The 25,706-nt window shown below is 74.7% G+C and carries 24 protein-coding genes; 3 read left to right on the top strand and 21 right to left on the bottom strand.

Annotated features, from left to right (window positions below):
* Window positions 1-90: 90 nt before the first annotated feature.
* From ACFWH7_RS10835 to mraZ, 21 genes are all read right to left on the bottom strand, one after another.
* Entirely contained in the window at window positions 91-612 is a 522-nt protein-coding gene (locus tag ACFWH7_RS10835; RefSeq protein WP_378216514.1) for a GNAT family N-acetyltransferase, read from the bottom strand.
* Window positions 609-1,541, bottom strand: coding sequence for an RluA family pseudouridine synthase (locus ACFWH7_RS10830; protein ID WP_378216513.1), 933 nt, complete (start codon window positions 1,539-1,541; stop codon window positions 609-611). Before ACFWH7_RS10830 ends, ACFWH7_RS10835 begins: the two co-directional genes overlap by 4 nt.
* Entirely contained in the window at window positions 1,538-2,203 is a 666-nt protein-coding gene (locus ACFWH7_RS10825) for a signal peptidase II (RefSeq protein ID WP_378216512.1), read from the bottom strand. The genes ACFWH7_RS10830 and ACFWH7_RS10825 overlap by 4 nt, the downstream gene beginning before the upstream one ends.
* Before the next feature lie 69 nt (window positions 2,204-2,272).
* Window positions 2,273-2,734, bottom strand: coding sequence for a TraR/DksA family transcriptional regulator (locus ACFWH7_RS10820; protein WP_378216511.1), 462 nt, complete (start codon window positions 2,732-2,734; stop codon window positions 2,273-2,275).
* Window positions 2,735-2,868: 134 nt separating this feature from the next.
* Window positions 2,869-3,537, bottom strand: a complete 669-nt coding sequence (locus ACFWH7_RS10815) for a DivIVA domain-containing protein (RefSeq protein WP_154798860.1) — start codon at window positions 3,535-3,537, stop codon at window positions 2,869-2,871.
* A 226-nt stretch (window positions 3,538-3,763) separates the two neighbouring features.
* On the bottom strand, window positions 3,764-4,054 hold the full coding sequence (locus tag ACFWH7_RS10810) for a YggT family protein (RefSeq protein ID WP_255318802.1): 291 nt from the start codon (window positions 4,052-4,054) through the stop codon (window positions 3,764-3,766).
* A 155-nt stretch (window positions 4,055-4,209) separates the two neighbouring features.
* Window positions 4,210-4,695: a cell division protein SepF gene (locus tag ACFWH7_RS10805; RefSeq protein WP_047234000.1), complete on the bottom strand. Its 486-nt coding sequence runs from the start codon at window positions 4,693-4,695 to the stop codon at window positions 4,210-4,212.
* A gap of 140 nt (window positions 4,696-4,835) precedes the next feature.
* Window positions 4,836-5,648 (bottom strand): peptidoglycan editing factor PgeF, encoded by an 813-nt coding sequence (gene pgeF, locus ACFWH7_RS10800; protein ID WP_378216509.1) that lies wholly within the window; start codon window positions 5,646-5,648, stop codon window positions 4,836-4,838.
* A gap of 27 nt (window positions 5,649-5,675) precedes the next feature.
* The gene (ftsZ, locus tag ACFWH7_RS10795; protein WP_047234002.1) at window positions 5,676-7,019 is read right to left on the bottom strand and encodes a cell division protein FtsZ; all 1,344 of its coding nucleotides are present in this window, start codon (window positions 7,017-7,019) and stop codon (window positions 5,676-5,678) included.
* 161 nt (window positions 7,020-7,180) lie between these two features.
* Window positions 7,181-7,906 carry a cell division protein FtsQ/DivIB gene (locus tag ACFWH7_RS10790; RefSeq protein ID WP_378216507.1) on the bottom strand — a complete coding sequence of 242 codons (726 nt, stop codon included), beginning with the start codon at window positions 7,904-7,906 and terminating at the stop codon, window positions 7,181-7,183.
* Between the two features lie 347 nt (window positions 7,907-8,253).
* Window positions 8,254-9,735: a UDP-N-acetylmuramate--L-alanine ligase gene (gene murC / locus ACFWH7_RS10785; protein ID WP_378216506.1), complete on the bottom strand. Its 1,482-nt coding sequence runs from the start codon at window positions 9,733-9,735 to the stop codon at window positions 8,254-8,256.
* Window positions 9,732-10,886 (bottom strand): undecaprenyldiphospho-muramoylpentapeptide beta-N-acetylglucosaminyltransferase, encoded by a 1,155-nt coding sequence (gene murG / locus ACFWH7_RS10780; protein WP_378216505.1) that lies wholly within the window; start codon window positions 10,884-10,886, stop codon window positions 9,732-9,734. The genes murC and murG overlap by 4 nt, the downstream gene beginning before the upstream one ends.
* Window positions 10,887-10,985: 99 nt before the next feature.
* Window positions 10,986-12,338, bottom strand: a complete 1,353-nt coding sequence (locus ACFWH7_RS10775) for an FtsW/RodA/SpoVE family cell cycle protein (protein ID WP_378216504.1) — start codon at window positions 12,336-12,338, stop codon at window positions 10,986-10,988.
* 12 nt (window positions 12,339-12,350) lie between these two features.
* A complete protein-coding gene (gene murD / locus ACFWH7_RS10770) occupies window positions 12,351-13,799 on the bottom strand; it encodes a UDP-N-acetylmuramoyl-L-alanine--D-glutamate ligase (protein ID WP_378216503.1) in 1,449 nt (482 codons plus the stop codon).
* Window positions 13,799-14,881 (bottom strand): phospho-N-acetylmuramoyl-pentapeptide-transferase, encoded by a 1,083-nt coding sequence (gene mraY, locus ACFWH7_RS10765; RefSeq protein WP_378216501.1) that lies wholly within the window; start codon window positions 14,879-14,881, stop codon window positions 13,799-13,801. The genes murD and mraY overlap by 1 nt, the downstream gene beginning before the upstream one ends.
* A complete protein-coding gene (locus tag ACFWH7_RS10760) occupies window positions 14,878-16,326 on the bottom strand; it encodes a UDP-N-acetylmuramoyl-tripeptide--D-alanyl-D-alanine ligase (protein ID WP_378216500.1) in 1,449 nt (482 codons plus the stop codon). Before ACFWH7_RS10760 ends, mraY begins: the two co-directional genes overlap by 4 nt.
* A complete protein-coding gene (locus tag ACFWH7_RS10755; protein ID WP_378216499.1) occupies window positions 16,323-17,990 on the bottom strand; it encodes a UDP-N-acetylmuramoyl-L-alanyl-D-glutamate--2,6-diaminopimelate ligase in 1,668 nt (555 codons plus the stop codon). The genes ACFWH7_RS10760 and ACFWH7_RS10755 overlap by 4 nt, the downstream gene beginning before the upstream one ends.
* Window positions 17,991-18,138: 148 nt before the next feature.
* Window positions 18,139-19,848 (bottom strand): peptidoglycan D,D-transpeptidase FtsI family protein, encoded by a 1,710-nt coding sequence (locus tag ACFWH7_RS10750; protein ID WP_378216498.1) that lies wholly within the window; start codon window positions 19,846-19,848, stop codon window positions 18,139-18,141.
* Window positions 19,849-20,141: 293 nt separating this feature from the next.
* The gene (ftsL, locus tag ACFWH7_RS10745; protein ID WP_378216497.1) at window positions 20,142-20,585 is read right to left on the bottom strand and encodes a cell division protein FtsL; all 444 of its coding nucleotides are present in this window, start codon (window positions 20,583-20,585) and stop codon (window positions 20,142-20,144) included.
* The gene (rsmH, locus tag ACFWH7_RS10740; RefSeq protein WP_378216496.1) at window positions 20,582-21,613 is read right to left on the bottom strand and encodes a 16S rRNA (cytosine(1402)-N(4))-methyltransferase RsmH; all 1,032 of its coding nucleotides are present in this window, start codon (window positions 21,611-21,613) and stop codon (window positions 20,582-20,584) included. The genes ftsL and rsmH overlap by 4 nt, the downstream gene beginning before the upstream one ends.
* Before the next feature lie 160 nt (window positions 21,614-21,773).
* Window positions 21,774-22,208 carry a division/cell wall cluster transcriptional repressor MraZ gene (gene mraZ, locus ACFWH7_RS10735; RefSeq protein ID WP_141389714.1) on the bottom strand — a complete coding sequence of 145 codons (435 nt, stop codon included), beginning with the start codon at window positions 22,206-22,208 and terminating at the stop codon, window positions 21,774-21,776.
* A 373-nt stretch (window positions 22,209-22,581) separates the two neighbouring features.
* Between mraZ and ACFWH7_RS10730 the strand changes: the two genes are divergently transcribed.
* The 3 genes from ACFWH7_RS10730 to ACFWH7_RS10720 form a co-directional block, all read left to right on the top strand.
* Window positions 22,582-23,589 (top strand): AAA family ATPase, encoded by a 1,008-nt coding sequence (locus tag ACFWH7_RS10730; protein WP_378216532.1) that lies wholly within the window; start codon window positions 22,582-22,584, stop codon window positions 23,587-23,589.
* A gap of 82 nt (window positions 23,590-23,671) precedes the next feature.
* On the top strand, window positions 23,672-24,931 hold the full coding sequence (locus ACFWH7_RS10725; RefSeq protein WP_378216495.1) for a DUF58 domain-containing protein: 1,260 nt from the start codon (window positions 23,672-23,674) through the stop codon (window positions 24,929-24,931).
* The coding region (locus ACFWH7_RS10720) for a hypothetical protein (RefSeq protein ID WP_378216494.1) at window positions 24,928-25,706 on the top strand (779 nt) is incomplete at its 3' end. The genes ACFWH7_RS10725 and ACFWH7_RS10720, both read left to right, overlap by 4 nt.

Genomic DNA, 25,706 nt, shown 5'->3' with positions numbered 1-25,706 from the left:
TTAGGCGTGCACCACCAACACTCCGCCGAGGTCGCGGCGGGTCGTGCGGTACGTCACGCGGACGGCCCGGGACACCCGCCGGACGACGGGTCAGGCGTCGGTCGTGAGGGTCTTCGCGGCGTCGCGGTGGTCGATGCCCGCGTCGAGGTAGACGGGGCCGGACACCACGTATCCGAGGCGCTCGTAGAACCCGATCGCCTGGACCTGAGCGGACAGCAGGACGCGCACGGCGCGGCGCCCGTCCGTGCCCGACGCCGCGTGCTCGGCGAGCGCGATCTCCTCCAGGGCGCGCATCACCGCGGCACCCGCACCCGTGCCGCGCGCGGACGCCGACACCGCCACCCGGCCGATGTGGACCTCGCCCGGGTGCGCCGGGTCCGTGAGGAGCCGACCGGTGCCGACGACCACGCCGTCCTGGTCGCGGTCGCGCACGAGGACGTGCGTCGTCGTCGCCGCGGTGTCGAGGTCGTCGATCTCCTCCTCGGCGGGCACGCCCTGCTCGTCGACGAACACGGCGAGCCGCAGCGCGTGCGCGGCGGCCAGCCCGCCGTCGTCGACCACGCGCTCGACGACGAGCCGGCGCGTGCCCGCACCGGGCACGTCGTCGCTCACGCGTACGCCCCGCGCAGGACCTCGAGGGCGTGCGCGAGATCCTCCGGGTATTCGCTCGTCAGCTCGAGCCACTGCCCGGTCGACGGGTGCTCGAACCCGAGGCGTACGGCGTGGAGCCACTGCCGCGTCAGGGCCACGCGGGAGGCGAGCACGGGGTCGGCGCCGTAGGTGAGGTCGCCGACGCACGGGTGGCGCAGCGCCGAGAAGTGGACGCGGATCTGGTGCGTGCGCCCCGTCTCGAGGTGCACCTCGACGAGCGACGCGGCGGGCAGCATCTCCTGGACCTCGTAGTGCGTGACCGAGGGCTTGCCCTCCGCGGTGACCGCGAACTTCCAGTCGGCGCTCGGGTGGCGCCCGATGGGCGCGTCGATGGTCCCCGTCGTCGGCTCCGGGTGCCCCTGGACGAGCGCGTGATAGACCTTCTCGACCGTGCGCTCCTTGAAGGCACGCTTGAGAGCCGTGTACGCGACCTCGCTCTTCGCGACGACCATGAGGCCCGACGTGCCGACGTCGAGGCGGTGCACGATGCCCTGGCGCTCGGCGGCGCCGGACGTGGAGATCCGGTAGCCCGCCGCGGCGAGCGCGCCGACGACGGTGGGGCCGGTCCAGCCGGGCGACGGGTGCGCCGCTACTCCGACGGGCTTGTCGACGACCACGACGTCGTCGTCGTCGTAGACGATGCCCATGCCGGGCACGGGCTCGGCGACGACCTCGACCGCCGCCGGCGCGGCGTCGGGCACGTCGACCTCGAGCCACGCCCCCGGGACGAGGCGGTCGGACTTGCCGACCTCCCGGCCGTCGAGCCGGACGGCGCCGTCCGCCGCGAGCTCCGCCGCGCGCGTCCTCGAGAGGCCGAGGAGGCGCGACAGTCCGGCGTCGACCCGCTCGCCCGCGAGGCCGTCCGGGACCGGGAGGGAGCGCAGGCTCACCGCTCCTCCTCGCCCTCGGAGCGCACCGTCGTCGGGCCGGGCTCGGCCGTCGACCGTGTGTCCGCCGCGGGCGCCTCGTCGCCCCCGTGGCGCGTCCCGTCGAGCCCGATGCCGAGCACGGAGAGCACGGCGATCATCACCGCGGCGGCGACGATCGCGATGTCCGCGACGTTGCCGACGAACCAGTTCGCGTAGGCGATGAAGTCGACCACGTGGCCGCGCGCGAAGCCGGGCTCGCGGAAGAACCGGTCCACGAGGTTCCCCAGGGCCCCGCCGAGCAGCAGCCCGAGCGCGACTGCCCAGGCGCGCGAGCCGATCCGGCTCACCATGCGCACGATGACGACCACCACGGCGACGACGACGATCGTCAGGAGCCAGGTCATCCCCGTCGCGATGGAGAGCGCCGCACCGGGGTTGTAGATCAGCCGGAGTCCCAGGAGGGAGCCCAGGAGCGGGATCGTGTCGTCGCCGAGCGTCAGGCTGGACTCGGCCCACCACTTGGTGAGCTGGTCCAGCACCAGGACGAGGGCGGCGAGGACGACGGTCCAGACCACCAGCACGCGCCGCGGACCGCGGCGTGCAGTGCTGGTGTCGGTGCCGGACGCGGTGCCGGCGACGGCGTCAGCGGGTTCGGTGGGCTCGGGGCGCGCGGAGGTGGACATCGGCGGCAAGTCTGCCACGTCGGCCCCGGCCTCGGCGCGCCCCCTGTCCGACCGACGGGAGGACGGACCTCAGCGGCGCTCGGCGCGCTGCTTCGCCTCGACGGAGAGGTTGGCCCGCGGGAAAGCCTGGAGACGCGCCTTGCCGATCGGAAGCCCCGTCTCCTCGCAGGTCGCGTACGTGCCCGCCGCGATGCGGTCCAGGGCGTGCGACGTCTGCGCGAGGAGGTCCCGCACGTTGTTGACCAAGGTCAGCTCCTGCTCCCGCTCCAGGGCGCTCGAGCCGGAGTCGGCCTGGTCGTCACCCGCACCGTCGCCGGAGTGCCGCAGGAGGTTGGAGAGCTCCTCGTCGGCGGACGCGAGCTCACCCTCCAGCCGCTCCTTCTCGGACAGCAGCTCGGCGGCGAGCTCCTCGACCTCCCGCAGGGTCCAGGGCTCCTCCCCGTCGCGGACGGGGAAGGACTTGACGTCCTTCGACAGGTTGGGAAATCGGTCGCGCACGGCCGTTCGGGCCGCGGTGGTGAGCTTGGTCATGTCGCCCCTCCAAGTTCGAGTCACGCGAGAGTAGACGCAGCGGCCGGTACGCACAACACACCACGCCGGTCCGCCGAGGCGGGAAGACGCAGGTGCGAGGCGTACCGGCCGCTGCCGGACGGTCGACGCAGGTGCTAGATGCCGGGTGCGAGGTCGCTCGTGCGGCTCGCCCCGCCGACGTTGCTCCGCGGCGGGAGGGCGCTGCCCCGGTTGTCCAGGTCACCCAGCAGGTTCTGCAGGTAGCTCTTGAGGCGCGTGCGGTAGTCGCGCTCGAAGATTCGCAGCTCGTCGATCTTGCGCTCGAGGAGCGAGCGCTCCTGCTCGAGCTGCGACAGCGTGCGGTGCGAGGTCTCCTCGGCCTCGCGCACGATGCGCGTGCCCTCCTCCTTCGCCTCCGCGATGAGCCGGTCGCCCTCCTCCTGGCCCGAGCGCACGTAGTCGTCGTGCAGCTTCTGGGCGAGCTGGAGCATGCCGGTGGCCGACTCGGGCTCGGCGCCGTTCTTCGCGACGACGGCCTGGGAGATCGGCGCGACCGGGGCCGGCTCGGGCTCGGGCGCCTTGGGCGTCTCGACGACGGCGGGCTGCACCGCAGCGCTGGACGCGTCGGCCCGGCTGAGCTCGGCGATACGACGCTCCGCGGCAGCGAGCTTCGACTTGAGGTCCTCGTTCTCCTCCTGCACGGAGTTGAGGGTCCTCACCACCTCGTCCAAGAAGTCGTCGACCTCTTCGACGTCGTAGCCCTCGCGGAACTTCGTCGCCGAGAACTTCTTGTTCAGGATGTCCTCTGCAGTGAGCAGTGCCATCGGTTCACCTCATAGCGTTTGCGTGTCGGTCCGGGCGACCTCGCGATCACCAGAGTCCAAAGTAGCGGAGTTTGCCCGTGGGGGCCGGGAGCGGCCGTGCGTTCGCGCGCCGCGCGCCCGTGTGGATGACGTGACGGTCCGGCGTCGGGCCGGTCGCGGTCGGGGCGAACCGGACGTAGCGCACCCCGTCCGGCGGGGCACGCGCCCAGGGCGCGTGACGTGCGTCTCAGAGCGACGACACGATCTGCGCGGCGATCGTCACCGCGAAGAAGAGGATGATGAACGCCAGGTCGAGGCGCACCTGCCCCAGCGAGAGCGGCGGGATGAGACGGCGCAGCGCACGCAGGGGTGGGTCGGTCGCCGAGTAGATCACCTCGGCGATCACGAGGACGGCACCCCGTGGCCGCCAGTCGCGCGCGAAGAACTGCACCCAGTCGAACACGAGCCGACCGATGAGCAGCAGCAGGTAGAGCCAGAGCAGGAATCCGACGATCCCTGTGATGAGGTCCCAGATCACGGGTCAACTGTGCCAGACGTACGTCCCGCGACCGGGCACGGGACACGCTCCTCCCGTGCGCGGACAGCGCAGGAGGGACGGACGTGTCGCCACGTCCGTCCCTCCTCAGCCGTGCGGGGCGCGTGCTCGGCGGGCGCGGTGCGCCCCGCACGTCGTCAGCTCTGGTTGTAGAACCCGGCGCGCCCGGGAGCCGGCGCGGCGGCCTGCTCCTCGCCGGTGATCTCCACGTGCTCGGGCGAGAGCAGGAACACCTTGTTGGTGACGCGCTCGATCGCGCCGTGGAGCCCGAAGATCAGACCCGCGGAGAAGTCGACCAGGCGCTTCGCGTCCGCGTCGTCCATGTCCGACAGGTTCATGATCACGGGCGTCCCACCACGGAACGCCTCGCCGATCACGCGCGCGTCGTTGTAGGAGCGCGGGTGCACCGTCGTGATCCTGCGCAGCTCGGCGGCCGACATGCTCGTCTGCGGCACCTCGCGCGGTCCGAGCGCGCGGTGCAGCGGCGTCACCTGGGCCTGGTAGTCGTGCGACACGTCCGCCCCCGTCTCGTCGAGCTCGTCGACGTACTCGTCCTGCTCGTCCTCGCCGCGATCATCAGCGAGGCCCAGATACAGCATGGTCTTGCGCAGCGCTCCCGCCATGGGCCTTGCTCCGTCCTCGATCGATCCGTCGGTCCACCGGCCGTCGGACCGGTGCGTTCACGCTAACCGAGGGCGTCGGACGATCCGGGGACGACACGCCCGGGGTCCTCAACCTCACCCGGAGGTCGAGACCGTGACGGTCACGCGGCGGAGAACGCCACCAGCCCGGCGAAGCGACCGGTCGTCGTCCCACCGCGTGCGGCGCGGCGGTGCGAGAAGAACCGGTCGTCCTCGATCGTGCACGCGTCGACGTGCACGACGTCCTCGACCCCCGCGGCGACGAGGTCGGCGACCACGCCCGCCGGCAGGTCGAGCGCGGGGGTGCCCCACGACGTCGTGGACCGTGTGGCCGGCCGCGCGAGCGCGACGTCGTCGCGCATGGTCGCGGGGACCTCGTAGCACCGGCCGCACGCGCTCGGTCCCACGGCGGCCCGGACGTTCCCGGTCCGGGCACCCGCCGCGCGCATCGCCTCGAGGACCGCCGGGACGACACCGTGCGCGAGCCCGCGCCGCCCGGCGTGGGCGACCCCGACGACGCCCGCGTCGGCGTCCGCGAGGAGCACCGGCACGCAGTCGGCCACGAGCACGCCGAGTCCCACGCCCGGGGCGGTCGCGACGATCGCGTCGGCCTCGCCCACCGAGTCGACGGGCGCACCGTCCGGGTCCCGGGCCGGGGAACCGAGCCGCACGACGTCCGTGCCGTGCACCTGGGAGGAGAAGGCGACCGGAGCCCCGAGCCACGCGGTGGCACGCGCACGGTTGCTCCGGACGCGCGTCGTGTCGTCGGTCACGTTGAGGCCGAGGTTGAGCGAGTCCCACGGTGCCGGTGAGACACCACCCGTGCGGGTCGTGAACCCGGCACGCACGCCGGGACCGAGGTCCACCTCGAGCACGACGGGAGGGGCGGCGTCGAGGACGCCACTCCTTCCGTCGGGCGCGGGTCGGGTGCTCATCGGGTCCGGCCCCGGGTCAGCACCGGGTCACTTGAGGAAGTCGGGGACGTCGAGCTCCTCGACCTTGCGGCGCGCGGGCTCCTCGTCGAAGATCCGCGGCGGCACCTCGACACCCGCGTTCTGGCCGCCCGGCACCGCGTCGGCGTTCTGGTTCGCCGCGTCGCCCGAGCCGACCACCGTGAACGTCGGGGCGGGCGTCGGCTGGACCGGGACCGGGCCCGAGCCGCCGTCGAGCGTGACGGGCACGTCGTCGGCCTCCGGCTGGATCGGCACCACCGGGCGAGGCAGCGTGTGCGCGCCCGTCGTCGGTGCCGGTGCCGGCGGCACCGGGCGCGCGGCCGGGACGACCGGGATCGCGCTCGTCGCCGGGCGCTGCGCCCCGGCCACCTGGCCGAGCGCGCGGGCGTCGCCGCGGACCTGCGGCGCTCCGCCGTCGAAGCCCGCAGCGATGACGGTGACGCGCACCTCGTCGCCCAGCGCGTCGTCGATCACGGCACCGAAGATGATGTTCGCCTCGGTGTGGGCGGCCTCGTGGACCAGCCGCGCCGCCTCGTTGATCTCGAAGAGCCCGAGGTCGGAGCCACCCTGGATCGACAGGAGCACGCCGTGGGCGCCGTCGATGCTGGCCTCCAGCAGCGGCGACGAGATCGCCATCTCGGCGGCCTGGACCGCGCGGTCGTCGCCGCGCGCGTTGCCGATGCCCATGAGGGCGCTGCCGGCCCCCTGCATCACCGACTTCACGTCGGCGAAGTCGAGGTTGATGAGGCCGGGCGTCGTGATGAGGTCGGTGATGCCCTGGACACCGGAGAGCAGCACCTGGTCGGCCTGGTGGAACGCCTGGAGCGCGCTGACGTTGCGGTCGGACATCGACAGGAGTCGGTCGTTGGGGATGACGATGAGGGTGTCGACCTCGTTGCGGAGGTTCTCGATGCCCTGGTCCGCCTGGACGGAGCGGCGACGACCCTCGAAAGTGAACGGCCGGGTCACGACACCGACGGTGAGCGCGCCGAGCGAGCGCGCGATCCGCGCGACGACCGGCGCGCCGCCCGTGCCGGTGCCACCGCCCTCGCCCGCGGTGACGAAGACCATGTCCGCGCCGCGCAGCACGTCCTCGATCTCCTCGGCGTGGTCCTCGGCGGCCTTCTTGCCGACCTCGGGATCCGCGCCGGCGCCCAGCCCGCGCGTCAGCTCGCGGCCGACGTCGAGCTTGACGTCGGCGTCCGACATGAGGAGCGCCTGCGCGTCCGTGTTGATGGCGATGAACTCGACGCCCTTGAGGCCGACCTCGATCATCCGGTTGACGGCGTTCACGCCCCCACCGCCGATGCCGACCACCTTGATCACTGCTAGGTAGTTCTGCGGAGTTGCCACGTCAATGCCTCTCGATCGGTCAGCCCTGAACCTTCACCCTCAACTAGAGGGTTATAGTTATGTCAGGTCGTTCATGGGTCGACCGTAGGTGTCGACGTGCCCATCATCAACGACCGCCTCGCGCGTGTCGGGTATCGCCGTCCACGGCGCTTCCGTGCTGCTCATCGCGTCACCGGCATCGTGGGTGCCGAGACGTCGTACAGCGTCACGCCGGCGTTCTCCGGGACCGCCCGCAGCGTCTGGAGCACGCGCACCTTGAGCGCCGCTTCCTCCGAGCTCCCCCACTCCACCACGACGCCGTCCCGGAGCGTCATCCGGACCGCGTCGCGCGTCGGGGCCGAGACCTCGGCGACCTGCGCGTGGAGATCCGCCGGCAGGGCGTTGAGGAGCACGAGCGCCGCGTCGAGCGCCTTCGCCCCGCGCTCGTCGAGCGGGGCGTCGATCTCCGGCAGACCCTCGGGGACCGCGGGGTCGGTCCGGACCTGGACGCCGTCGGCGTCGAGGAGCGCGAACCCGCCGTCCACCGGGACGGCGACCACGGGCTCGCGCGACTCGAGCAGCACGCTCAGCCCCGTGGGCCAGGTACGGCGGATCTCGACGTCGCGGACGCCGTTGAGGGCCAGGACCCGCTCGCGCAGCGCGACCGTGTCCAGCCGCGGCAGCGGTACCCCGGCCGCCTCCGCGACGACGGACTCGACCTGGGCCGGGTCGATCACCGTCCCCTCTCCCGAGATCGTCACGTCCTCCGGGTCGAGCCCGAGCACCGAGGAGAAGAACGCGACCCACACGAGCGCGGCCACGACGAGGACGCCCGTCGTCCACCCCAGGATGCGGGTGCGCACCCGGTGCCGACGCATCGCGTCGCGCTCGGCCAGGCGCTCGGTCATCCCGTGCGACACGACGCCGACGGGAGCCGTCGGAGTCCCGCGCGGCGCGGTCGGCGTCCTGGCGCCGCCGTTCCCCCGCCCCCCGCCGTTCCCCTGTCCCCCACCGCTCCGCGGGCGCGTCGCCCGGCCCGCCCCGGGACGCTCGGCGGTCGACGGCACGAGCTCGCGCCCGGACGCGGCCACGCGCCGGACCGGTCGCGTGGGCGTCTCCTCGGCCGGTGCCCGAGGAGCCGGCGTCGACGCCCCGGACCGCGACGCCCCCGGGGCCGCCGGCCGCGCGGCGCGCTCCCCCGCGACCGACCGGTCCGGTCGGGGTGCGGCGGGTCGGGGCCGGGGCGGCGGGCGCATCAGGCCTCGCCCCCTCCGGAAGCCCCGGCGCCCACGGCCCGCTCGGCGATCCGTGCGAGGACGACCGTGCCCAGCTCCGTCACGTCGCCGGCGCCGACCGTGAGCACGAGGTCGCCCGGCCGCGCGGCGTCCGCGACGCGGTGCGCGGCCTCGACCCGGTCCTCCACGGCCGCCACGACGACGGCGGGGGCGTCCATCAGATCCGTGATCGTGTGCGCGCCCACTGCCGGGTCGGGGTCCTCCCGCGCCGCGTAGACCCCCGTGACCACGACCTCGTCCGCGGCGCCCAGCGCCTCGGCGAACTCGCGCGCGAACGTCGCGGTGCGCGAGTACAGGTGCGGCTGGAAGAGCACGAGCACCCGGCCGCCCGCGGCGACGGGTCGCGCGGCGGCCAGCAGCGCCGCGACCTCCGTCGGATGGTGCGCGTAGTCGTCGACGACGCGCACCCCGCCGGCCTCCCCGCGCGCCTCGAACCGGCGCCCCGTGCCGAGGAAGCCGTGCGCCGCAGCGACCGCCGCCGACGCCTCCACGCCGAGCACGACCGCCGTCGCGACCGCGGCCGTGGCGTTGAGCGCGTTGTGGTGGCCGGGCACGCGCAGCCGGAGCTCCAGCCCGTCGAGCGCCGCGGTGCCGACGGCCCCCGTCAGCGACGCCCGCACGCCCGCACGCCCGTCGTCGGTCGTCGGGCGCACGTCCGACACGCGCACGTCCGCGTCGGCGGACGCGCCGTACGTGACGACCGCGCCCCCGCCCTCGGCGTGGGCGGCCGCGAGCGCCCGGGCCCCCGGGTCGTCGGCGCAGGCGACGAGCGTCCCGCCCGGGACGATCCGCGCCGCGAAGTCGACGAACGCCTGCTCGAACGCCGCGCGCGAGCCGTAGTGGTCGAGGTGGTCCGGCTCGACGTTCGTCACGACGGCGACGTCGGGCGCGTAGTTGAGGAACGAGCCGTCAGACTCGTCCGCCTCGGCCACGAGGACGTCCGACCCGAGGTGCCCCCCGGCGACGGGGCCGTCCGCGGTGAGCACCGTGCCGCCGATCGCGAACGACGGGTCGAGGCCCGCACCGCGCAGGACCGTCGCGATCATCGCGGACGTCGTCGTCTTGCCGTGCGCGCCCGCGACCGCGACCGAGCGGCCGCGCACCATGAGCGACGCGAGCGCCTGCGAGCGGTGCAGCACACGCAGACCCGCGGCACGCGCGGCGGAGAGCTCCGGGTTCGACTCGCGGACCGCGCTCGAGACCACCACCGTGTCGGCGCTCGTGACATGGGCGGCGTCGTGCCCCGCCCAGACCTGCACGCCGTCGGCCCGGAGCGCGGCGAGCGTCTCGCTCTCGCGCGCGTCCGAGCCCTGCACCCGGACGCCGTGGGCGGCGAGGAGCCGCGCGACCACCGACATGCCGGCGCCACCGACCCCGACGAGGTGGACGGTGCCGAGGTCCTCGAGCGGGACCGGGGCGGCGGCGGCGCCGTGGGTCGTCACGAGCGCGCCCCGGTCTGGCCGACGGCGGCTACCGCCTCGGCGACGAGGTCGGCGACGCGTGCCGCGCCGTCGCGCACCCCCGCGCCTGCCGCCGCACGCGCCATCGCGTCGAGGCGACCCGGGTCGCCGAGCAGCGCCGGGACCTCGCGCGCGACCCAGGACGCGTCGAGCTGCGCGTCGTCGACGAGCAGGCCGCCGCCCGCGCCGACCACCGGGCCCGCGTTGAGCCGCTGCTCGCCGTTGCCGATCGGCAGGGGGACGTACACGGCGGGGATCCCCAGCGCGGCGAGCTCGCCCACGGTCCCGGCGCCTGCACGGCACACGACCAGGTCCGCGACGGCGAGCGCGAGCTGCATCTCGGCGAGGTACTCGCGCACGTCGTACCGCGCACCGGGTCGGACCTCGACAGCTGCCGCGGCCGCGTCGCGGACGGCGGCGTCCTTCCCCTTGCCCGTCAGGTGGAGCACCTGCGCGCCCGCGCCGAGGAGCGCGTCGGCCGCCCCGGAGACCGCCTCGTTGAGGCTCTGCGCCCCGAGCGACCCGCCCGTGACGACGAGCGTGCGCCGACCCGGGTCGAGCCCGAGCCGCGCCGCGGCGTCGGCGCGGACCGCTACCGCGTCGGCGGCCCGGGCGGCCACGAGGTCCTGGATCTCGCGGCGCAGCGGCAGGCCGGTCACCACGCCACCCTTGAGCGGCGTGCCCTCGAAGGTCACGCCGACGCGCGCGGCCCACCGGGCGCCGAGCCGGTTGGCGAGCCCGGGCCGCGCGTTCTGCTCGTGGATCACCACCGGGACGTCACGACGGCGCGCGGCGAGGTAGGCAGGGGTCGAGACGTAGCCGCCGAAGCCGACGACGACGCGTGCGCCCGTCTCGTCGATCACGGCGCCCGCCGCGTCGACCGCCGACTTGAGCCGCCCCGGGAGGTTGACCCACTCGGCGCTCGGCCGCCGCGGGAGCGGGACGCGCGGCACGTGCCGCAGCGGGTAGCCGCGCGCGGGCACGAGGTCGTCCTCCAGCCCGCCCGCGACCCCGAGCGCGGTCACCACCACGCCGGGCTCACGCGCCCGCAGCTCGTCCGCCACCGCCAGGAGCGGGTTCACGTGCCCCGCCGTCCCGCCGCCTGCGAGCACCACCGAACCGATCGTCGTCACGTACCTCGTCGTCCTTCCCTGCGGCGGGTGCCGCGTCCTGACTGTGGTCTGTATCTGTGGGCCGCGGGGACCGGGCGTCGCCCGGTCCTCGAGCGGGGGTCATCGCGCCCGGCGCCGGGGTCGGGCCGCCCGGCCGACGACCGCGAGCGAGCGTCGCACGACGCTCCCCCGCGCCGCCAGCGCCTCGGCCGCCCCGGGCTCGGTGCGCGCGAACGAGATCACGACGCCGAGGGCGGCCATGGTCGTCACGAGCGCCGTGCCTCCTGCGGAGACGAGCGGCAGCGGGACGCCGATCACGGGCAGAAGCCCGATCACGACGCCGATGTTGATGAAGGCCTGCCCGACGATCCAGCAGCCGATGGCCGCCGTGACGATCTTGACGAACGGGTCCGGGTGGCGCCGCACGATCCTGCTCATCGCCAGTCCGAGGACCACGAACAGGCCGAGGACGAGCAGCGTCCCGAAGAGCCCGAGCTCCTCGCCGATCACGGCGAAGATGAAGTCGTTGTGCGCCTCGGGCAGGTACAGCCACTTCTCCCGGCTCGCGCCGAGCCCCACGCCCGTCAGCCCCCCGGTGCCGAGCGCCCACTGCCCGTGCAGAGACTGGTAGCACTCGCCGAGCGGGTCCGTGCACTCCCCGTACGCCGACGCGATCCGGCCGAGACGGTCGCCGCCCTCCTGGAGGTAGATCAGCCCGTAGCCCACGGCGAAGGCCGCGATCGCCGCGCCCAGCCCGAGCAGTCGCGCGCTCGCCCCGGACACGACGAACGCACCGGCCGCGAGCATCATGATGACGAGCGCCGTGCCGAGGTCGTGGCCGGCGAGGACGAGGCCGACGACCGCGAGCGTCCCCGGCACGGCGGGCACGAGGACGTGCCGCCACTCGCCGAGCAGCCGCTGCTTGCGGCCGAGGACCACCCCGAGCCACAGCGCGAGCGCGAGCTTCGCGAGCTCGGAGGGCTGGAACCGGAACCCTCCGATCGGCAGCCAGTTCTGGTTGCCTCCGGTCGCGTCCCCGAACACCACGACGGCGGCGAGCAGGCCGATGGCGACGACCAGGCCTGGCCAGGCCAGTCGCTTGTACCACCGGACGGGAACACGCGTGGCGATCAGCAGCACGGGGAGGCCCATGAGCGCGAACCGCGCCTGCTCGACGAACGCGCCGAACGGCGACTTGCCCGCCGCGATCTGGGTGACGGCCGAGCTCGAGAACACCATGACGAGCCCGATGATCGTCAGCAGCGCGGTCGCGCCGACGAGGAGGTAGTAGCTCGTCACGGTGCTGTTCCACTGGCCGAGCCAGGGCCGCTCGGTCGGAGCCGTGGTCGTGCGCGGGCGCGCCTCGCGGCCCGTCGCGGCCTTCGTCCGGCCTCGCGTCGCGGTGCGGCCCGCGCCCGTGCGAGGGGTCGTGCGCGCCGACGGCGCCCCTCGTCCGTTCGCGGTCTGTGTCATGGCCGGACCGGCCTACCCGTGGTCGGGGCGCAGCGCACGCGCCGCGTCGGCGAACGCGTCGCCGCGCGCGGCGTACGAGCGGAACTGGTCCATCGACGCACCGGCCGGGGCGAGCAGCACCGTGTCGCCGGCCTGCGCGAGGCGGCGGGCGGAGTCGACGGCGCGGGGCATCACGGTCCCAGTGTCGCCAGGATCGACCCGGACCACCGGGATATCGGGCGCGTGTCGGGCGAGCGCGCCCACGAACGGCTCCGCGTCGACGCCGATGAGCACCACGGCCCGCAGCCGGTCCGCGCGCGCGGCGACGAGCTCGTCGAACGAGGCGCCCTTGGCGAGACCGCCCGCGACCCACACGACCGTCCCGGGCGCGAACGACGCGAGCGACGCGGAGGCCGCGTGCGCGTTCGTCGCCTTGGAGTCGTCGACGTAGGCCACGCCGTCGACCGACGCGACCTGCTCGATGCGGTGCGAGCCCGTCCGGAAGGCCCGCAGCCCGTCGCGCACCGCCACGGCGGGCACGCCGTGCGCACGGGCCAGGGCGGCCGCGGCGAGGGCGTTGGCCACCACGTGCGCGGGCACGACGCCGTCGGCCCCGGCCAGGTGGGCGAGGTCGCCCAGCGTCGCGAGCTCGGCGGCGTGGGTGTGCCGGTCGGGCGCGTCCGCGGGCGCGTGGAACGCGCGGTCCACGAGCACGTCCTCGATGACGCCGAGCTGGCCGCGGGCCGGGGCGCCGAGCGTGAAGCCGACGGCGCGCGCGCCCTCGACCACGTCGGCCTCCCGCACGAGCGCCTCCGTGCGCGGGTCCGCGGCGTTGTAGACGCACGCGACCTGCGCATCCTCGAACACGCGGCCCTTGTCCGCGGCGTACGCGTCGAGGCCGCCGTGCCAGTCGAGGTGGTCGGGGGCGACGTTGAGCACCGCGCCGGCCTCGGGCGACGTCGTGTGCGTGAAGTGGAGCTGGAAGCTCGAGAGCTCCACGGCGAGCACGTCGAGCGTCGGGTCGAGCACGGCCTCCACGACCGGCGTGCCGACGTTGCCCACCGCCGCGACACGCAGCCCCGCGGTCCGCAGGATCGTCTCGAGCATCTCGACGGTCGTGGTCTTGCCGTTCGTCCCGGTCACGGCGAGCCAGGGCGCCGGACGCCCGGACGGGCCGTCGACGCGCAGCCGCCACGCGAGCTCGACCTCGCTCCACACCGGCACCCCCCGCTCCCCGGCCGCGACGAGCAGCGGGTGGGACGGCGGCCAGCCGGGCGAGACGACGACGAGGTCGGTCGCCGCGAGGTCGACGTCGTCCGCGTCGCGCAGGTCCGCGTCCTCGGCGCGGTCGTCCAGCGTGACGACGGCGGCGGCCCGGGGCGCGAGAGCGGCCGCGGCGGCCCGGCCCGAGACACCCAGGCCGGCGACGACCACGCGCGCCGCGTCGAGCGGGACCGCGAGGTCGTGACGGTCGCGTGCCACTAGCCGACCACCCACTCGGCGTAGAAGATGCCGATGCCGAGCGCGGCGAACAGCCCGGCGATGAGCCAGAAGCGGATCACGATCGTGACCTCGCCCCAGCCCGACAGCTCGAAGTGGTGGTGCAGCGGCGCCATCTTGAACACGCGTCGACCGGTCATCTTGAAGAAGCCGATCTGGATGACGTCGGAGAGCACGATGATGACGAACAGGCCGCCGATGATGAGCGCGAGGAACTCGGTGCGCGTGAGGATCGACAGGCCGGCGAGCGCGCCGCCGAGGGCGAGCGAGCCGGTGTCGCCCATGAAGATCTTCGCCGGGCTCGCGTTCCACCACAGGAAGCCGAAGCACGCGCCCACGATCGCGGCGGCGACGATCGCGAGGTCCTGCGGGTCCCGCGTCTCGTAGCAGCTCGGGCCGGCCGAGGCGAGACGCTGGCACGACTGGTTGAGCTGCCAGATGCCCACGAGGACGTACGAGCCGAACACGATGAGCGAGACGCCCGTCGCGAGGCCGTCCAGCCCGTCGGTGAGGTTCACCGCGTTCGACCACGCCGTGATGAGGAAGTTGGCCCAGATCACGAACAGGATCAGCCCGACGGTCGCGCCCGCGAACGCGAGGTCGAGGTTGGTGTCGCGCAGGAAGGAGATGCGCGTGGACGCGGGGGTCCGGCCGTGCTCGTTGGGGAACTGCAGCGCGAGCACCGCGAAGGCGATGCCGACGGCCCCCTGGCCGATGATCTTGGCCCGCGCCGTGAGCCCGAGGCTGCGCTGCTTGCGGATCTTGGTGAAGTCGTCGAGGAACCCGACGATCCCGAGCCCGGTCATGAGGAACAGCACGAGCAGCGCGGACACGCTCGGGAACCGCCCCGACACGACGTACGACATCGCCCAGCCGAGCAGCGTCGCCCCGATGATCACGACGCCGCCCATGGTGGGCGTCCCGCGCTTGGTGAAGTGCGCCGTCGGGCCGTCCTGGCGGACGAACTGCCCGTAGTTGCGGTGGACGAGGAACCGGATGAACAGCGGCGTCCCGAAGAGGGCGACGAGCAGGGAGACGCCCGCCGCGACGATGATCGCGATCATGCGCGGTCACCTCCGGACGCGTCGCCACCGGCCGCGGCCAGCTCGTCGCCGAGCCGCCACAGCCCGGACCCGTTCGAGGCCTTCACGAGCACGACGTCCCCTTCCCGCAGCTCGTCGCGCAGCAGCTCCGAAGCCGCCTCGACGTCGGGCACGAAGCGCGTCTCGTCGCCCCACGACCCCTCCTGGGTCGCGCCGTCGTGGATCCCGCCGGCGCCCTCGCCGACCACGACGAGCAGCTTGACGTTCAATCGCACCACGAGACGGCCGATGTCGTCGTGCGCGACGCGCGAGTCCTCGCCCAGCTCGAGCATCTCGCCGAGCACGGCGACGGAGCGGCGGTCGCGGCCCGCCATGACGGCGAGCGCCTTGAGCGCGGCGCGCATCGAGTCCGGGTTCGCGTTGTACGAGTCGTCGATCACGGTGATGCCGTCGGGCCGCTCGGTGACCTGCATCCGGTGCGGGCTCAGCGCGTGGGCGTCCGAGAGCCGGGCCGCGACGTCGGACAGCGCGACGCCGAGGCGCAGCGCGGCCGTCGCCGCCGCGAGGGCGTTGGTCACGTGGTGCTCGCCCACGAGACCGAGGGTCACGCGCGCGTGCGTCTCCTCGGCCGGCTGCGCGTCCCCGGCAGCTCCGGGACGCACGCGCAGCGTGAAGGACGCGCGGCCGGTGCGGTCGATCCCGAGGCCCTCGGCACGCACGTCGGCGGCGGGGATCGTCCCGAACGTCACGACCTCGCCCGGCGCGAGGTCGACCATCGCGGCGACCCGGAGGTCGTCGGCGTTGAGCACCGCGACCCCGCCCGGCGCGAGACCCGTGACGAGCTCGGACTTGGCGCGCGCCACGGCCTCGATCCCGCCGAACTCGCCCAGGTGGGCGCTGCCCACGACGAGCACGATCGAGACGTCGGGGGGCGCGATGCGCGTGAGGTAGGTCAGGTGACCGACGCCGCTCGCGCCCATCTCGAGCACCAGGAACCGCGTGCACTCGTCCGCCTCGAGCACCGTGAGCGGGAGCCCGATCTCGTTGTTGAACGAACCGCGCGGCACGACCGTCTCGCCCTCGGGCCGCAGCAGCTGACCCAGCAGGTCCTTGGTCGTCGTCTTGCCGACCGAGCCGGTCACGGCGACCACGCGCAGGTCGCCGCGCTCGCGCAGCGTCGCGAGCACGTGCCGGGCGAGCTCGCCGAGCGCGGTCTGGACGTCGTCGACGACGACGCACGGCACGTCGAGCTCGCGGGCGGCGAGGACCAGGGTCGCGCCGGCGGCGACGGCACCGGCCGCGAAGTCGTGCCCGTCGACGTGCTCGCCGGGCAGCGCGACGAAGAGCGATCCCGGCGCGACCCGGCGCGAGTCGACGACGACGGGCCCCCCGACCCGCACCTCCGGGTCGGCGGACAGCCGTCCACCGGTCGCTGCGGCCACCTGCGCCGCAGTGAGCTCGATCATGCGTGGTGCTCCTTCAGGTCGTCGGGGGTGCCGTGGGGTGCGCGGGCCGTGTCCCGCTCCTCGAGCGCGGCGCGCGCCTCGACACGGTCGTCCAGGGGGTGGTCGACGCCGGCGATCTCCTGCCACACCTCGTGGCCGCGGCCCGCGACGAGCACCGTGTCGTCGGGGCCGGCGGCGGCGATCGCCTCACGGATCGCCCGGGCGCGTGGCGCCACCTCGAGCACGACGACGTCGCGCGGCTCGGGCGCGGCCGCCGCCGCCTCGCGCGCGGCGTGCGCGCCCGGCAGCACCTCCGCGCGGATCGCGGTCGGGTCCTCGCCGTGCGGGTCGTCGTCCGTCACGACCACGACGTCGGCGCCCTCGACCGCGACGCCGCCCATCGTGGGCCGCTTGCCGCGGTCGCGGTCGCCCGTGGCACCGAACACGACGACCAGGCGGCCTGCCGTCGTGGGGCGCAGCGCGTCGAGGGCGAGCGCCAGCGCGTCCGGGTTGTGGGCGAAGTCCACGACGACGCGCGGACGGTGCGGCGGGCGAGAGACGAGCTCCATCCGCCCCGGCACCGCCGGGACGAGCCCGCCCGCCGCCTCGAGCGCCGCCTCCACGTCGCGCGGGTCGTTCCCCGCCTCGAGCACGAGCGCGAGGGCCAGGGCAGCGTTGGCGACGTTGAACGCGCCCGGCAGGGCCGTCGTCGTGCGCACGCTCCGGCCGTCGCGGTGCCGCAGCGTGAACGTGGAGCCGCCCGCTGCCGAGGGCTCGACGTCGTGCACGGTCCAGTCCGCGACGGGCTGCTGGGCCTCCGGGCTCGGCGCGCCGACGCGCAGCGTCGCGACGGGGATGCGCGCGGCCGCGACCATGCGCTCGCCCCACGCGTCGTCGACGACGACGACACCGCGGCGGGCGTGCTCGGGCGTGAAGAGGAGCGCCTTCGCCTCGAAGTACTCCTGGATGTCGCCGTGGAAGTCGAGGTGGTCCTGGCTGAGGTTGGTGAAGCCCACGACGTCGAACACGAGCCCGTCGACCCGGTGCAGCGCGAGCGCGTGCGACGAGACCTCCATCGCGAGGGTGCGCACGGCGTCCTCCCGCATCGCCGCGAGCAGCGCCTGGAGGTCGGCGGCCTCGGGCGTCGTGAGCCGGCTCGGCAGGACGCGGTCGCCCGACCGCATCTCGACCGTGCCGATGAGCCCGCCCTTCCAGCCGAGCGCGCGCAGCGCGTGGTCGACCAGGTAGGTGGTGGTGGTCTTGCCGTTCGTGCCCGTCACGCCGAACGTCGTGAGGTCCTGCGCGGGGCTGCCGTAGACCCAGGCAGCGACCGGGCCGAGCAGCGCGCGCGGGTCCGTGGCGACGAGCACGGGGACCCCGAGGCCCGCCTCGGCCACGAGCGCGGCGCCCTGCTCGTCCGTGAGGACGGCGTGCGCCCCGCGCGCGACGGCGGCGGGCGCGAAGCGCGCCCCGTGCGCGCGGGCGCCGGGGAGGGCGACGAAGAGGTCGCCCGCGTCCGCCGTCCGGTCGTCGGACGCGACCGACCACACCTCGACGCCGTCCGGTGCGGACGAGCCGCCGGGCCCGCCACCTGCGCGGACGTCGAGACCGAACCGTGCTGCCAGGTCCTCGACCGACCGACGGGTGGTCGCGGCAGGACGAAGACGGTCGATCGGGGATGTCACGTGTAGAACCTACCGTGCCGGGGCCGCCACCCTCGCAAGCCGTCGTGCCCCGGCCACCGCAGCGGTGCACGCTTCACCGGACCTTCACCGACGTCGTCACGGACGACGCGACGGCCTCGTGGCGCGAGGTCGGCCGACGGGGTGAGGTTCACCACGTCGTCGGGAGCGGCACGTACGGCTCCGTGCTCGGCTGCACGCCCTGATGCTCGAGCGTGAAACCCATGATCTCGCTGAACACGGGCGCCGCGACGACACCGCCGTAGATCGACGAGTGGGGGTTCTTGAGGAACACCGACACCGTGTACCGAGGGTCGTCCGCGGGGGCCACGCCGATGAACGACGCCATGATCCCCGACAACCGGCCGTCGTCACCCGCGGCCTCCGCGGTCCCGGTCTTGCCCGCCACGCGGTAGCCGGGTACCGCAGCGCTCGACCCCGTGCCCTCCTCGACCACCGACTCCATCATGTGCAGGACCGTGTCCGCGGTCTCCTGCGAGACGACACGGACCGGATCGGGACGATCCGCGGGCACGAGCTCCCCGCGCTCGTCCGTCGTGCCCGCGACGATGCTCGGCGTCGCCCGGACGCCTCCGTTGGCGATCGTCGAGAAGACGCTCGTCGCCTGGATGGCGTTCACCGACACGCTCTGGCCGAACAGCACGGCGTACTCGGTGCGCCCGTCCCACGCGTCGGCGGGGTGCAGGATCCCGGCGGACTCGCCGGGCAGGCCGAGCCCGGACTTCTGCCCGAAGCCGAACTTGTGCAGGTAGTCGTAGCGCACCTGCTTGGGGATCTTCTCCCCGACCTGGACCGTCCCGGTGTTCGAGGACTCGGCAAGGACCCCGGCGAGGGTGAGGCGCTGCACCGGGTGGTCGTGCGAGTCCTTGAACGTCTGTCCGTTGGGCGTCGTGTAGCGGTCGGGCACCTCGAACTGCGTGCCGGCGTCCGCGTAGCCGCTCTCGATCGCGGCCGCCATCGTGACGACCTTGCCCGTCGACCCCGGGTCGAAGACGTTCGACACGGCCCGGCTCGGCCGGGCGACCGCGTCGGTCGTGCGGTCGTTCGGGTTCACCGTCCCCGAGTCCGCGAGCGCGAGGACCTCGCCCGTGCGGACGTCCTGCACGACCGCGATCGCGTACTCCGCCCCCGTCTCGCTCACCGCGCGGTCCACCGAGTCCTGCGCCTTCCACTGCACGTCGCGCGCGACCGTGAGCTGCACGTTCCGCCCGGGCACCGCGTCCACGACGTCGCACCGGCCGGTCGGGATGACCTGCCCGCCCAGCCCGGCCTCGCACTCGCGCGACCCGGAGACGCCGGCCAGGACGTCGTCGTAGGACGCCTCGACACCGCCGCCCCCCGCCTGCTCCTCGTTGACGAACCCCACGAGGTTGCCCGCGACCGTGCCCGCCGGGTACGTCCGCTCGCTCGTCATGGTGGTGCGCACGTAGGCGGAGAGCTGGAGGTCCGCGATCTGGCGCTGCACCTCGGGCGTGACGTCCTTGGCCAGGACGACGTAGCGCGACGTCCCGTTGAGCTGCGCGGCGAGCTCCGGGGAGGACTTCCCGAGGATCGGGGCGAGCAGCTTGGCCACCCCGACGGCGCCGCCCTCCTCGAGCGGCTCCCCGTCGACCAGGTCGGCGCTGCGGGGCTCGAACTCGGCGATCGTCTTCGGGTCCGCCGCGACCGTGTACCGGTCCACGGACGTCGCGAGCACCACACCGTCGGCGTCGGTGATGTCGCCACGGTGGGCCAGGAGGGTCGAGCTGCGCGTGCGGTCGGCGCGCGCGTCGGCCGCGAGCGCCGGCCCGCGCAGCACCTGGACGTTGACGAGCTGGCCCACGAAGACCGCCGCGATCACGCCGGCGACCACGATGAGCCAGCGCTGGCGCCGCTCGGGGCGGCCCGGCTCGCGGGTCGCCCGCGCGGGGCGGGCCGGCGGGCGGGCGCCACCCCGCGGCGACCGGGAGGCGGTGCTCCTCGACGGGCGGGCGGTCGCCGCGACGCGCGTGCTCGTGCCCGCCGTCCTGCGCCCGTCGCCGGAAGCACCACGGCCTCCCGGCGAGGGCCGGGAGGCCGTGGGGGCGGGGCGGGACCGCTGCGTGCTCGCCGCGGGTCGCGACCGGCGGTCGCGTCCGGCTCCGGTCTCACCCGTCACTGCCCGGCCTCCTCCTGCGCCCCGCCGAGGACCGTGCCGTCGGACAGCCGGAGCATCGCCGGGTCCTCCGCGGGCACCATGCCGAGGGAGGCCGCGGTGTCCGGCAGCGAGGTCTTCTGGGCGGCGACCTGCGCCTCCAGGGTCTGCGTGTCCTGGGCCACGCGGCTCACCTCCCGGCGCAGCTCCGACATCTCGTAGGAGTTGCGCGCCATCGTCGTGTTCACCAGGAGAGCACACAGGAGCGCCGCACCGAGGATCGACATGCAGACGACGAGGAACGGGATCTTGGACCGCGCCTGGAGCGGCGCCCGGACGAGCTCGAGCCGCGAGCGGAGGGCGCGCTCGGACGCGCCGCCCGGCAGCGCCGTGAGCGACGGGCGGGGTGCCGGGCGCGCGGTGCGCGGGAGCGGGCGGGCGGCGGTCGACCTCTGTGCGCTCATCGTGTCCTCTCCCCCGGGTCGTGCGGTCGGTCGGTCGGTCGGTGCGGGCGGCGGTGCGGCGGCGTGGGCCGGGTGCGCTCGGCGGCGCGGAGCCGGACGGACGCCGAGCGCGGGTTGGTCTCCCGCTCGACGGCCGACGCCTCCTCCGCGCCCCGGGTGAGGAGCCGCAGGTACGGCTGGTCCTCCTCCGGCACGACGGGCAGCCCGGGCGGTGCGCTGATCGTCGCCCCCGCGGCCAGCACGCGCTTGACGATCCGGTCCTCGAGCGAGTGGTACGACTCGACGACGAGGCGCCCGCCCACGGTCAGGACGTCCACGGCGGCGGGGACCGCGCGCTCGAGCACCTCGAGCTCGCCATTCACCTCGATCCGCAGGGCCTGGAAGGTCCGCTTGGCCGGGTTCCCGCCCGTCGTGCGCGTCGCGGCCGGGATCGCGCCGCGCACGACCTCCACGAGCTCCGCGCTGCGCTCCCACGGGCGCTGGTCGCGGCGCCGGACGATCGCGCGGGCGACGCGCTGCGCGAACCGCTCCTCGCCGTAGTCGCGCAGGATCCGGGTGAGCGCGCGCTCGTCGTAGGTGTTGAGGACGTCGGCGGCCGTCCGGCCGGTCGTCGGGTCCATGCGCATGTCGAGCGGCGCGTCGTGCGCGTAGGAGAACCCGCGGTCGGCCTCGTCGATCTGGAGCGAAGACACCCCGAGGTCCATGAGCACGCCCTGGACCGGCCCGCCGACGACGTCGGCCACGACCTCGCCGATGTCGTCGTACACGGCGTGCACCGCGCGGAACCGGTCGCCGAACCGCTCGAGACGGCGCGACGCGCGGGCGATGGCCTCGGGGTCGCGGTCGATGCCGACGACGCGCGCCGTCGGGACCTGCTCCAGGACGGCCTCCGTGTGCCCGCCCATGCCGAGCGTGCAGTCGACGAGGACGGCGCCGGGCTCCGCGAGCGCCGGGGCGAGGAGGTCGACGCAGCGCTGGAGGAGGACCGGGACGTGCCGCTCGGCGGCGTCGTCGGGGGCGCTCGTCATGTCCGTCTCCTCTCCGTGCTGGTCGTGGCCGTGCCGTCCGGTCGTGCGCCTCGCCGGTACCCGTACGGTCAGGTCTCCCTCCGCGTCCTTTCTGGCGCCGGGGAAGTGCGTCAGACCGGGCGGGAGGAGGCCTCACCGTGCGGGAACCGTGGGTCGTGCTCTAGAAGCGCAGGTCAGGGAACACCTCCTCCGCGGTGTCGGAGTACGCCGACTCCTGCTCCGCGAGGTACGTCTCCCAGGCCTGCGCGTCCCAGATCTCGACCCTCGTGCCGGCGCCGATCACGGCGACGTCGCGATCGAGCCCCGCGTACGCCCGCAAGGGCGCGGGGATCGAGATGCGTCCCTGCTTGTCCGGGATCTCGTCGCTCGCCCCCGAGAGGAAGACGCGCAGGTAGTCCCGGGCCTGCTTGCTCGTCACCGGCGCCTGCCGGATCTGGTCGTACATGCGCCGGAACTCGTCCATCGGCAGCAGGAACAGACAGCGCTCCTGCCCCCGCGTCATGACGAGACCCGGTGCGAGCCGCGACCGGAACTTCGCGGGGAGGATGAGCCTCCCCTTGTCGTCCAGACGTGGCGTGAAGGTGCCCAGGAGCAGGCCGGAGGAACCGCCGAGCACGTCGTCCACGAAGCCGGACATGCACCTGGCACCTCCCTTCCTGCTCCCTTCTCCTCCACGGTACTCCACTTCCCTCCACCGCTCTCGGTGAATCCACGGGCTTTCACCCGCCTTCGCAGGATCTCCGCAGGTCACGCCGGGTGGAGCGGGGTGGAGGGGAGCTCTCCCCATGGCGCGTCGCGACGTCGGTCCGGGGGTGGGGCGCACGCTGCGGTCGCGCGGCCTGCGCGGCGTCCCGCCCTCGCACCGGCGCTCGGCGCAGGGCCGGCGGTCCACTAGGCTCTTCCCACCCGCGGTCTCCCTGGTCCGCGGCACTGCGCCACCGACGACGGAGGTCTCCGTGCTCCCCGACATCGCCCCTGTCGCGCCCTCCGACGAGCCCGGGGGTGACGCCCTCGCCGGCCTCGACGAGCTGGTCGAGACCACGGGCCGGATCCGCTCCGGCATCGAGTCCGTCGTCACGGGTCGTCCCGACCTCGTGACCGTCACCGTCGCCGTCCTCCTCGCCCAGGGCCACCTCCTCATCGAGGACGTCCCCGGCGTCGGCAAGACGACGCTCGCGAAGGCGCTGGCCCGCACGATCGACTGCAAGGTCGGCCGCATCCAGTTCACGCCGGACCTGCTGCCGAGCGACCTCACCGGCGTCAACATCTACCGCGCGGCGAACCACGAGTTCGAGTTCCGACCGGGACCGGTCTTCTCCAACATCGTCATCGGCGACGAGATCAACCGCGCCTCGCCCAAGACGCAGTCGGCGCTCCTCGAGTGCATGGAGGAGGGCCAGACCACGGTCGACGGGACGACCCACCCGCTGCCGAGCCCCTTCCTCGTCGTCGCGACGCAGAACCCCGTCGAGATGGAAGGCACCTACCCCTTGCCGGAGGCGCAGCGGGACCGCTTCATGGCGCGACTGACGGTCGGCTACCCCGACGTCGACGCCGAGCTCCGGATGCTCGACCGGCAGGAGTCGGACAACCCGCTGGCCCACCTCCGCCCCGTGACCACCGGCGCGGCCGTGCTGCGGTTCGCCGAGGTCGCACGCGCCGTCTACGCGTCGACCGCCGTCAAGCGGTACGTGCTCGCCCTCGTCACCGCGACGCGCGAGCACCCCGGCCTGCGGCTCGGGGCGTCGCCCCGGACGACCCTCCAGCTCCTGCGCGCGGCGAAGTCCCTCGCGGCGATGGCGGGGCGCGACCACGTGCTCCCCGACGACGTGCAGTACCTCGCCGTCCCCGTGCTCGCGCACCGGCTCGTCATCACGACCGAGGCCCGGCTCGCGGGCCAGGACGCCGAGGCCGTCGTCGCGTCGATCGTGGCGCAGACGCCGATCCCCGCCCTGGACGCGACCGAGCGACGCTGACGTGCGTGCCCCGTCGTTCCTCGCGCGGCTCCGAGGCAGAGGCAGGAGCGTCGCCAGCGCGCGACTGACCCGTCGCGGCACGGTGGTGCTCGCCGCCGGCGTCGCGCTCGCCGTCCTGGGCGTCACGCTCGGGCTGCCCGACCTCGTCGGGCTCGGCGTCGCCGGGGCGCTCGCCGTCGGCGCCGCCTGGTGCTGGATGGCAGTCCGCCGGATCGACCGCGGTCGCGGCGCCCTGCACGTGACGCGCCGCGTCCAGCCGAACCCCGCCGTGCGCGGGCAGTACACGACGGCACGACTCACGGTCGCGGCCACGCGGGCCACGTCGTCCACGGCCACGACGCTCGCCCGCCTGCGGATCAGCGAGCAGGCGGCGCACGAGTTGTGCGACCAGGGCTCCCTGCGGGCACAGGTCGCGACGGTGGGCGACCACATCGCGGTCCGCTACCGCCTGCGCCCGCTCCGCCGCGGCCGATGGCCGCTCGGCCCGCTCCTCACGACGCGGGTCGACCTCTTCGGCCTGGTCAGCGCGACCCAGGAGCTCGGCGACCCCACCGCCGTCGCGGTGTGGCCGCGCACGGTCGAGCTGCCCGTCCGCGGGTCGCGGGCGTTCGGCGAGCACGAGCGCTCCGCGTCGGGTGCTCGGCTCGCGTCGAGCGACGACTCGGTGCTGCGCGACTACGTCGCCGGCGACGACCCGCGCCGCGTGCACTGGGCCAGCGCGGCCCGGCGCGGCCAGCTCATGGTCCGCGCGGACGAGAGCGCGGGCCTCCCGCCCGTCAGCGTCCTCCTGGACCGCGGGCTCCTGCCCCACCCGGAGCTGGCCGCGTCGAGCCCCCGCGCCCTCGCCGACGGCGAGTGGGCGGTCGAGTGCGCGGCGTCGATCGGCGTGTCCCTCCTCCAGGCCGGGCACCCCGTCCGGCTCGTCCCGACGTCGCTCGCGCCGGTCGTGTCGGGCACGGGCTTCCGCGTCAACCGCTCGGGCGAGGGGCCGGCCGACCTCCTGGACGCCACCGTCGACCTCCACGGGCACCACGTGGTCGCGGACGCCGACCGCTCCGTCGTCGCGACCTCCGAGGCGCTGCGGCGGGACCGGCGCCCGGGCGAGATCACCGTCGCGGTGCTCGGCCCGCTCGGCTCCGTCGCACGGCACACGGTCGCGGCCATGGCCGGGGACGGCCTGCACCGCGCACTCGTGGTGAGCGCACGACCTTGGGCGCCCGAGCACGCCGACGCGCTCGAGACCGTGGCCGCCCTGCGGTCCACCGGGTGGCACGCGGTGCTCGTCGACCCGTCGGCGTCCCTGGAGCACGCCTGGACCCTGCTCGTGGAGGGCTCGCGATGACCACGTCCCGACCGGACACCTCGACCCCCGTCGGCTTCCGCGTGCTCGCGACGAGCGGGCTCGTCGCCGTCGCGGTCGTCGCGTCGACGTACGCGCTCGGGAGCGTCATCGGGCCGGGTGGCTGGACCGGCACCGCGGTGCGCACCGTCGCGGTCCTGGCGCTCGTGACCGGGATCTCGCGCTACGCCCTCGAGCGGGGCCACGCGGCACGGGGCGAGGTCCTCGCCCCGCCGGCAGCCCTGCTCCCCTCGCTCGCGGGTCTCGTCGTCGGCCTCTGGGCCCTGCTCGGGCTCTACGGGGGCCCGACCGACCGCTTCTCGCTCCTCATCGGCCTCTCCAACGTCGACCGGGTCCTGTCCCGGCTCTCCACGGCGCGGGACCTCACGCTCGCAGAGGTCGCCCCGATCGACCCGAGCCTGCCGATCGCGCTCATGGCGGTCGGCGGCGCGGTCGTCGTCTTCCTCGTCGCCGACCTCATGGCGGGCGGGCTCCGCCTGAGCGCCGGGGTAGCGCTGCCGCTCCTCGCCCTGTGGATCCCGGGGCTCGTCATCATGGGCGAGATCCCACCCCTCGCGTTCGTCGTGACCGTGGTCGCGCTCGTCCTGCTCCTCGCGGTCGACAACCCGCACCGCACCGTGCGCCGCGGCGCGTCCGCGCGCCGCGCGGAGGACCGTGCGGCCGGCGGGCGGGGGGGGGCCCGCGCGCACGGGGGGGCGGGGGCCCGCGCCGGGGTCGGCCAGGGGGGGGGGTGGGCGCGCGCCGCGCGGCCCCAGGG

The sequence above is a fragment of the Cellulosimicrobium cellulans genome, from assembly GCF_042723955.1.
GTDB lineage: Bacteria > Actinomycetota > Actinomycetes > Actinomycetales > Cellulomonadaceae > Cellulosimicrobium > Cellulosimicrobium cellulans_H.
This window is presented reverse-complemented; position numbering and strand designations above follow the sequence as displayed.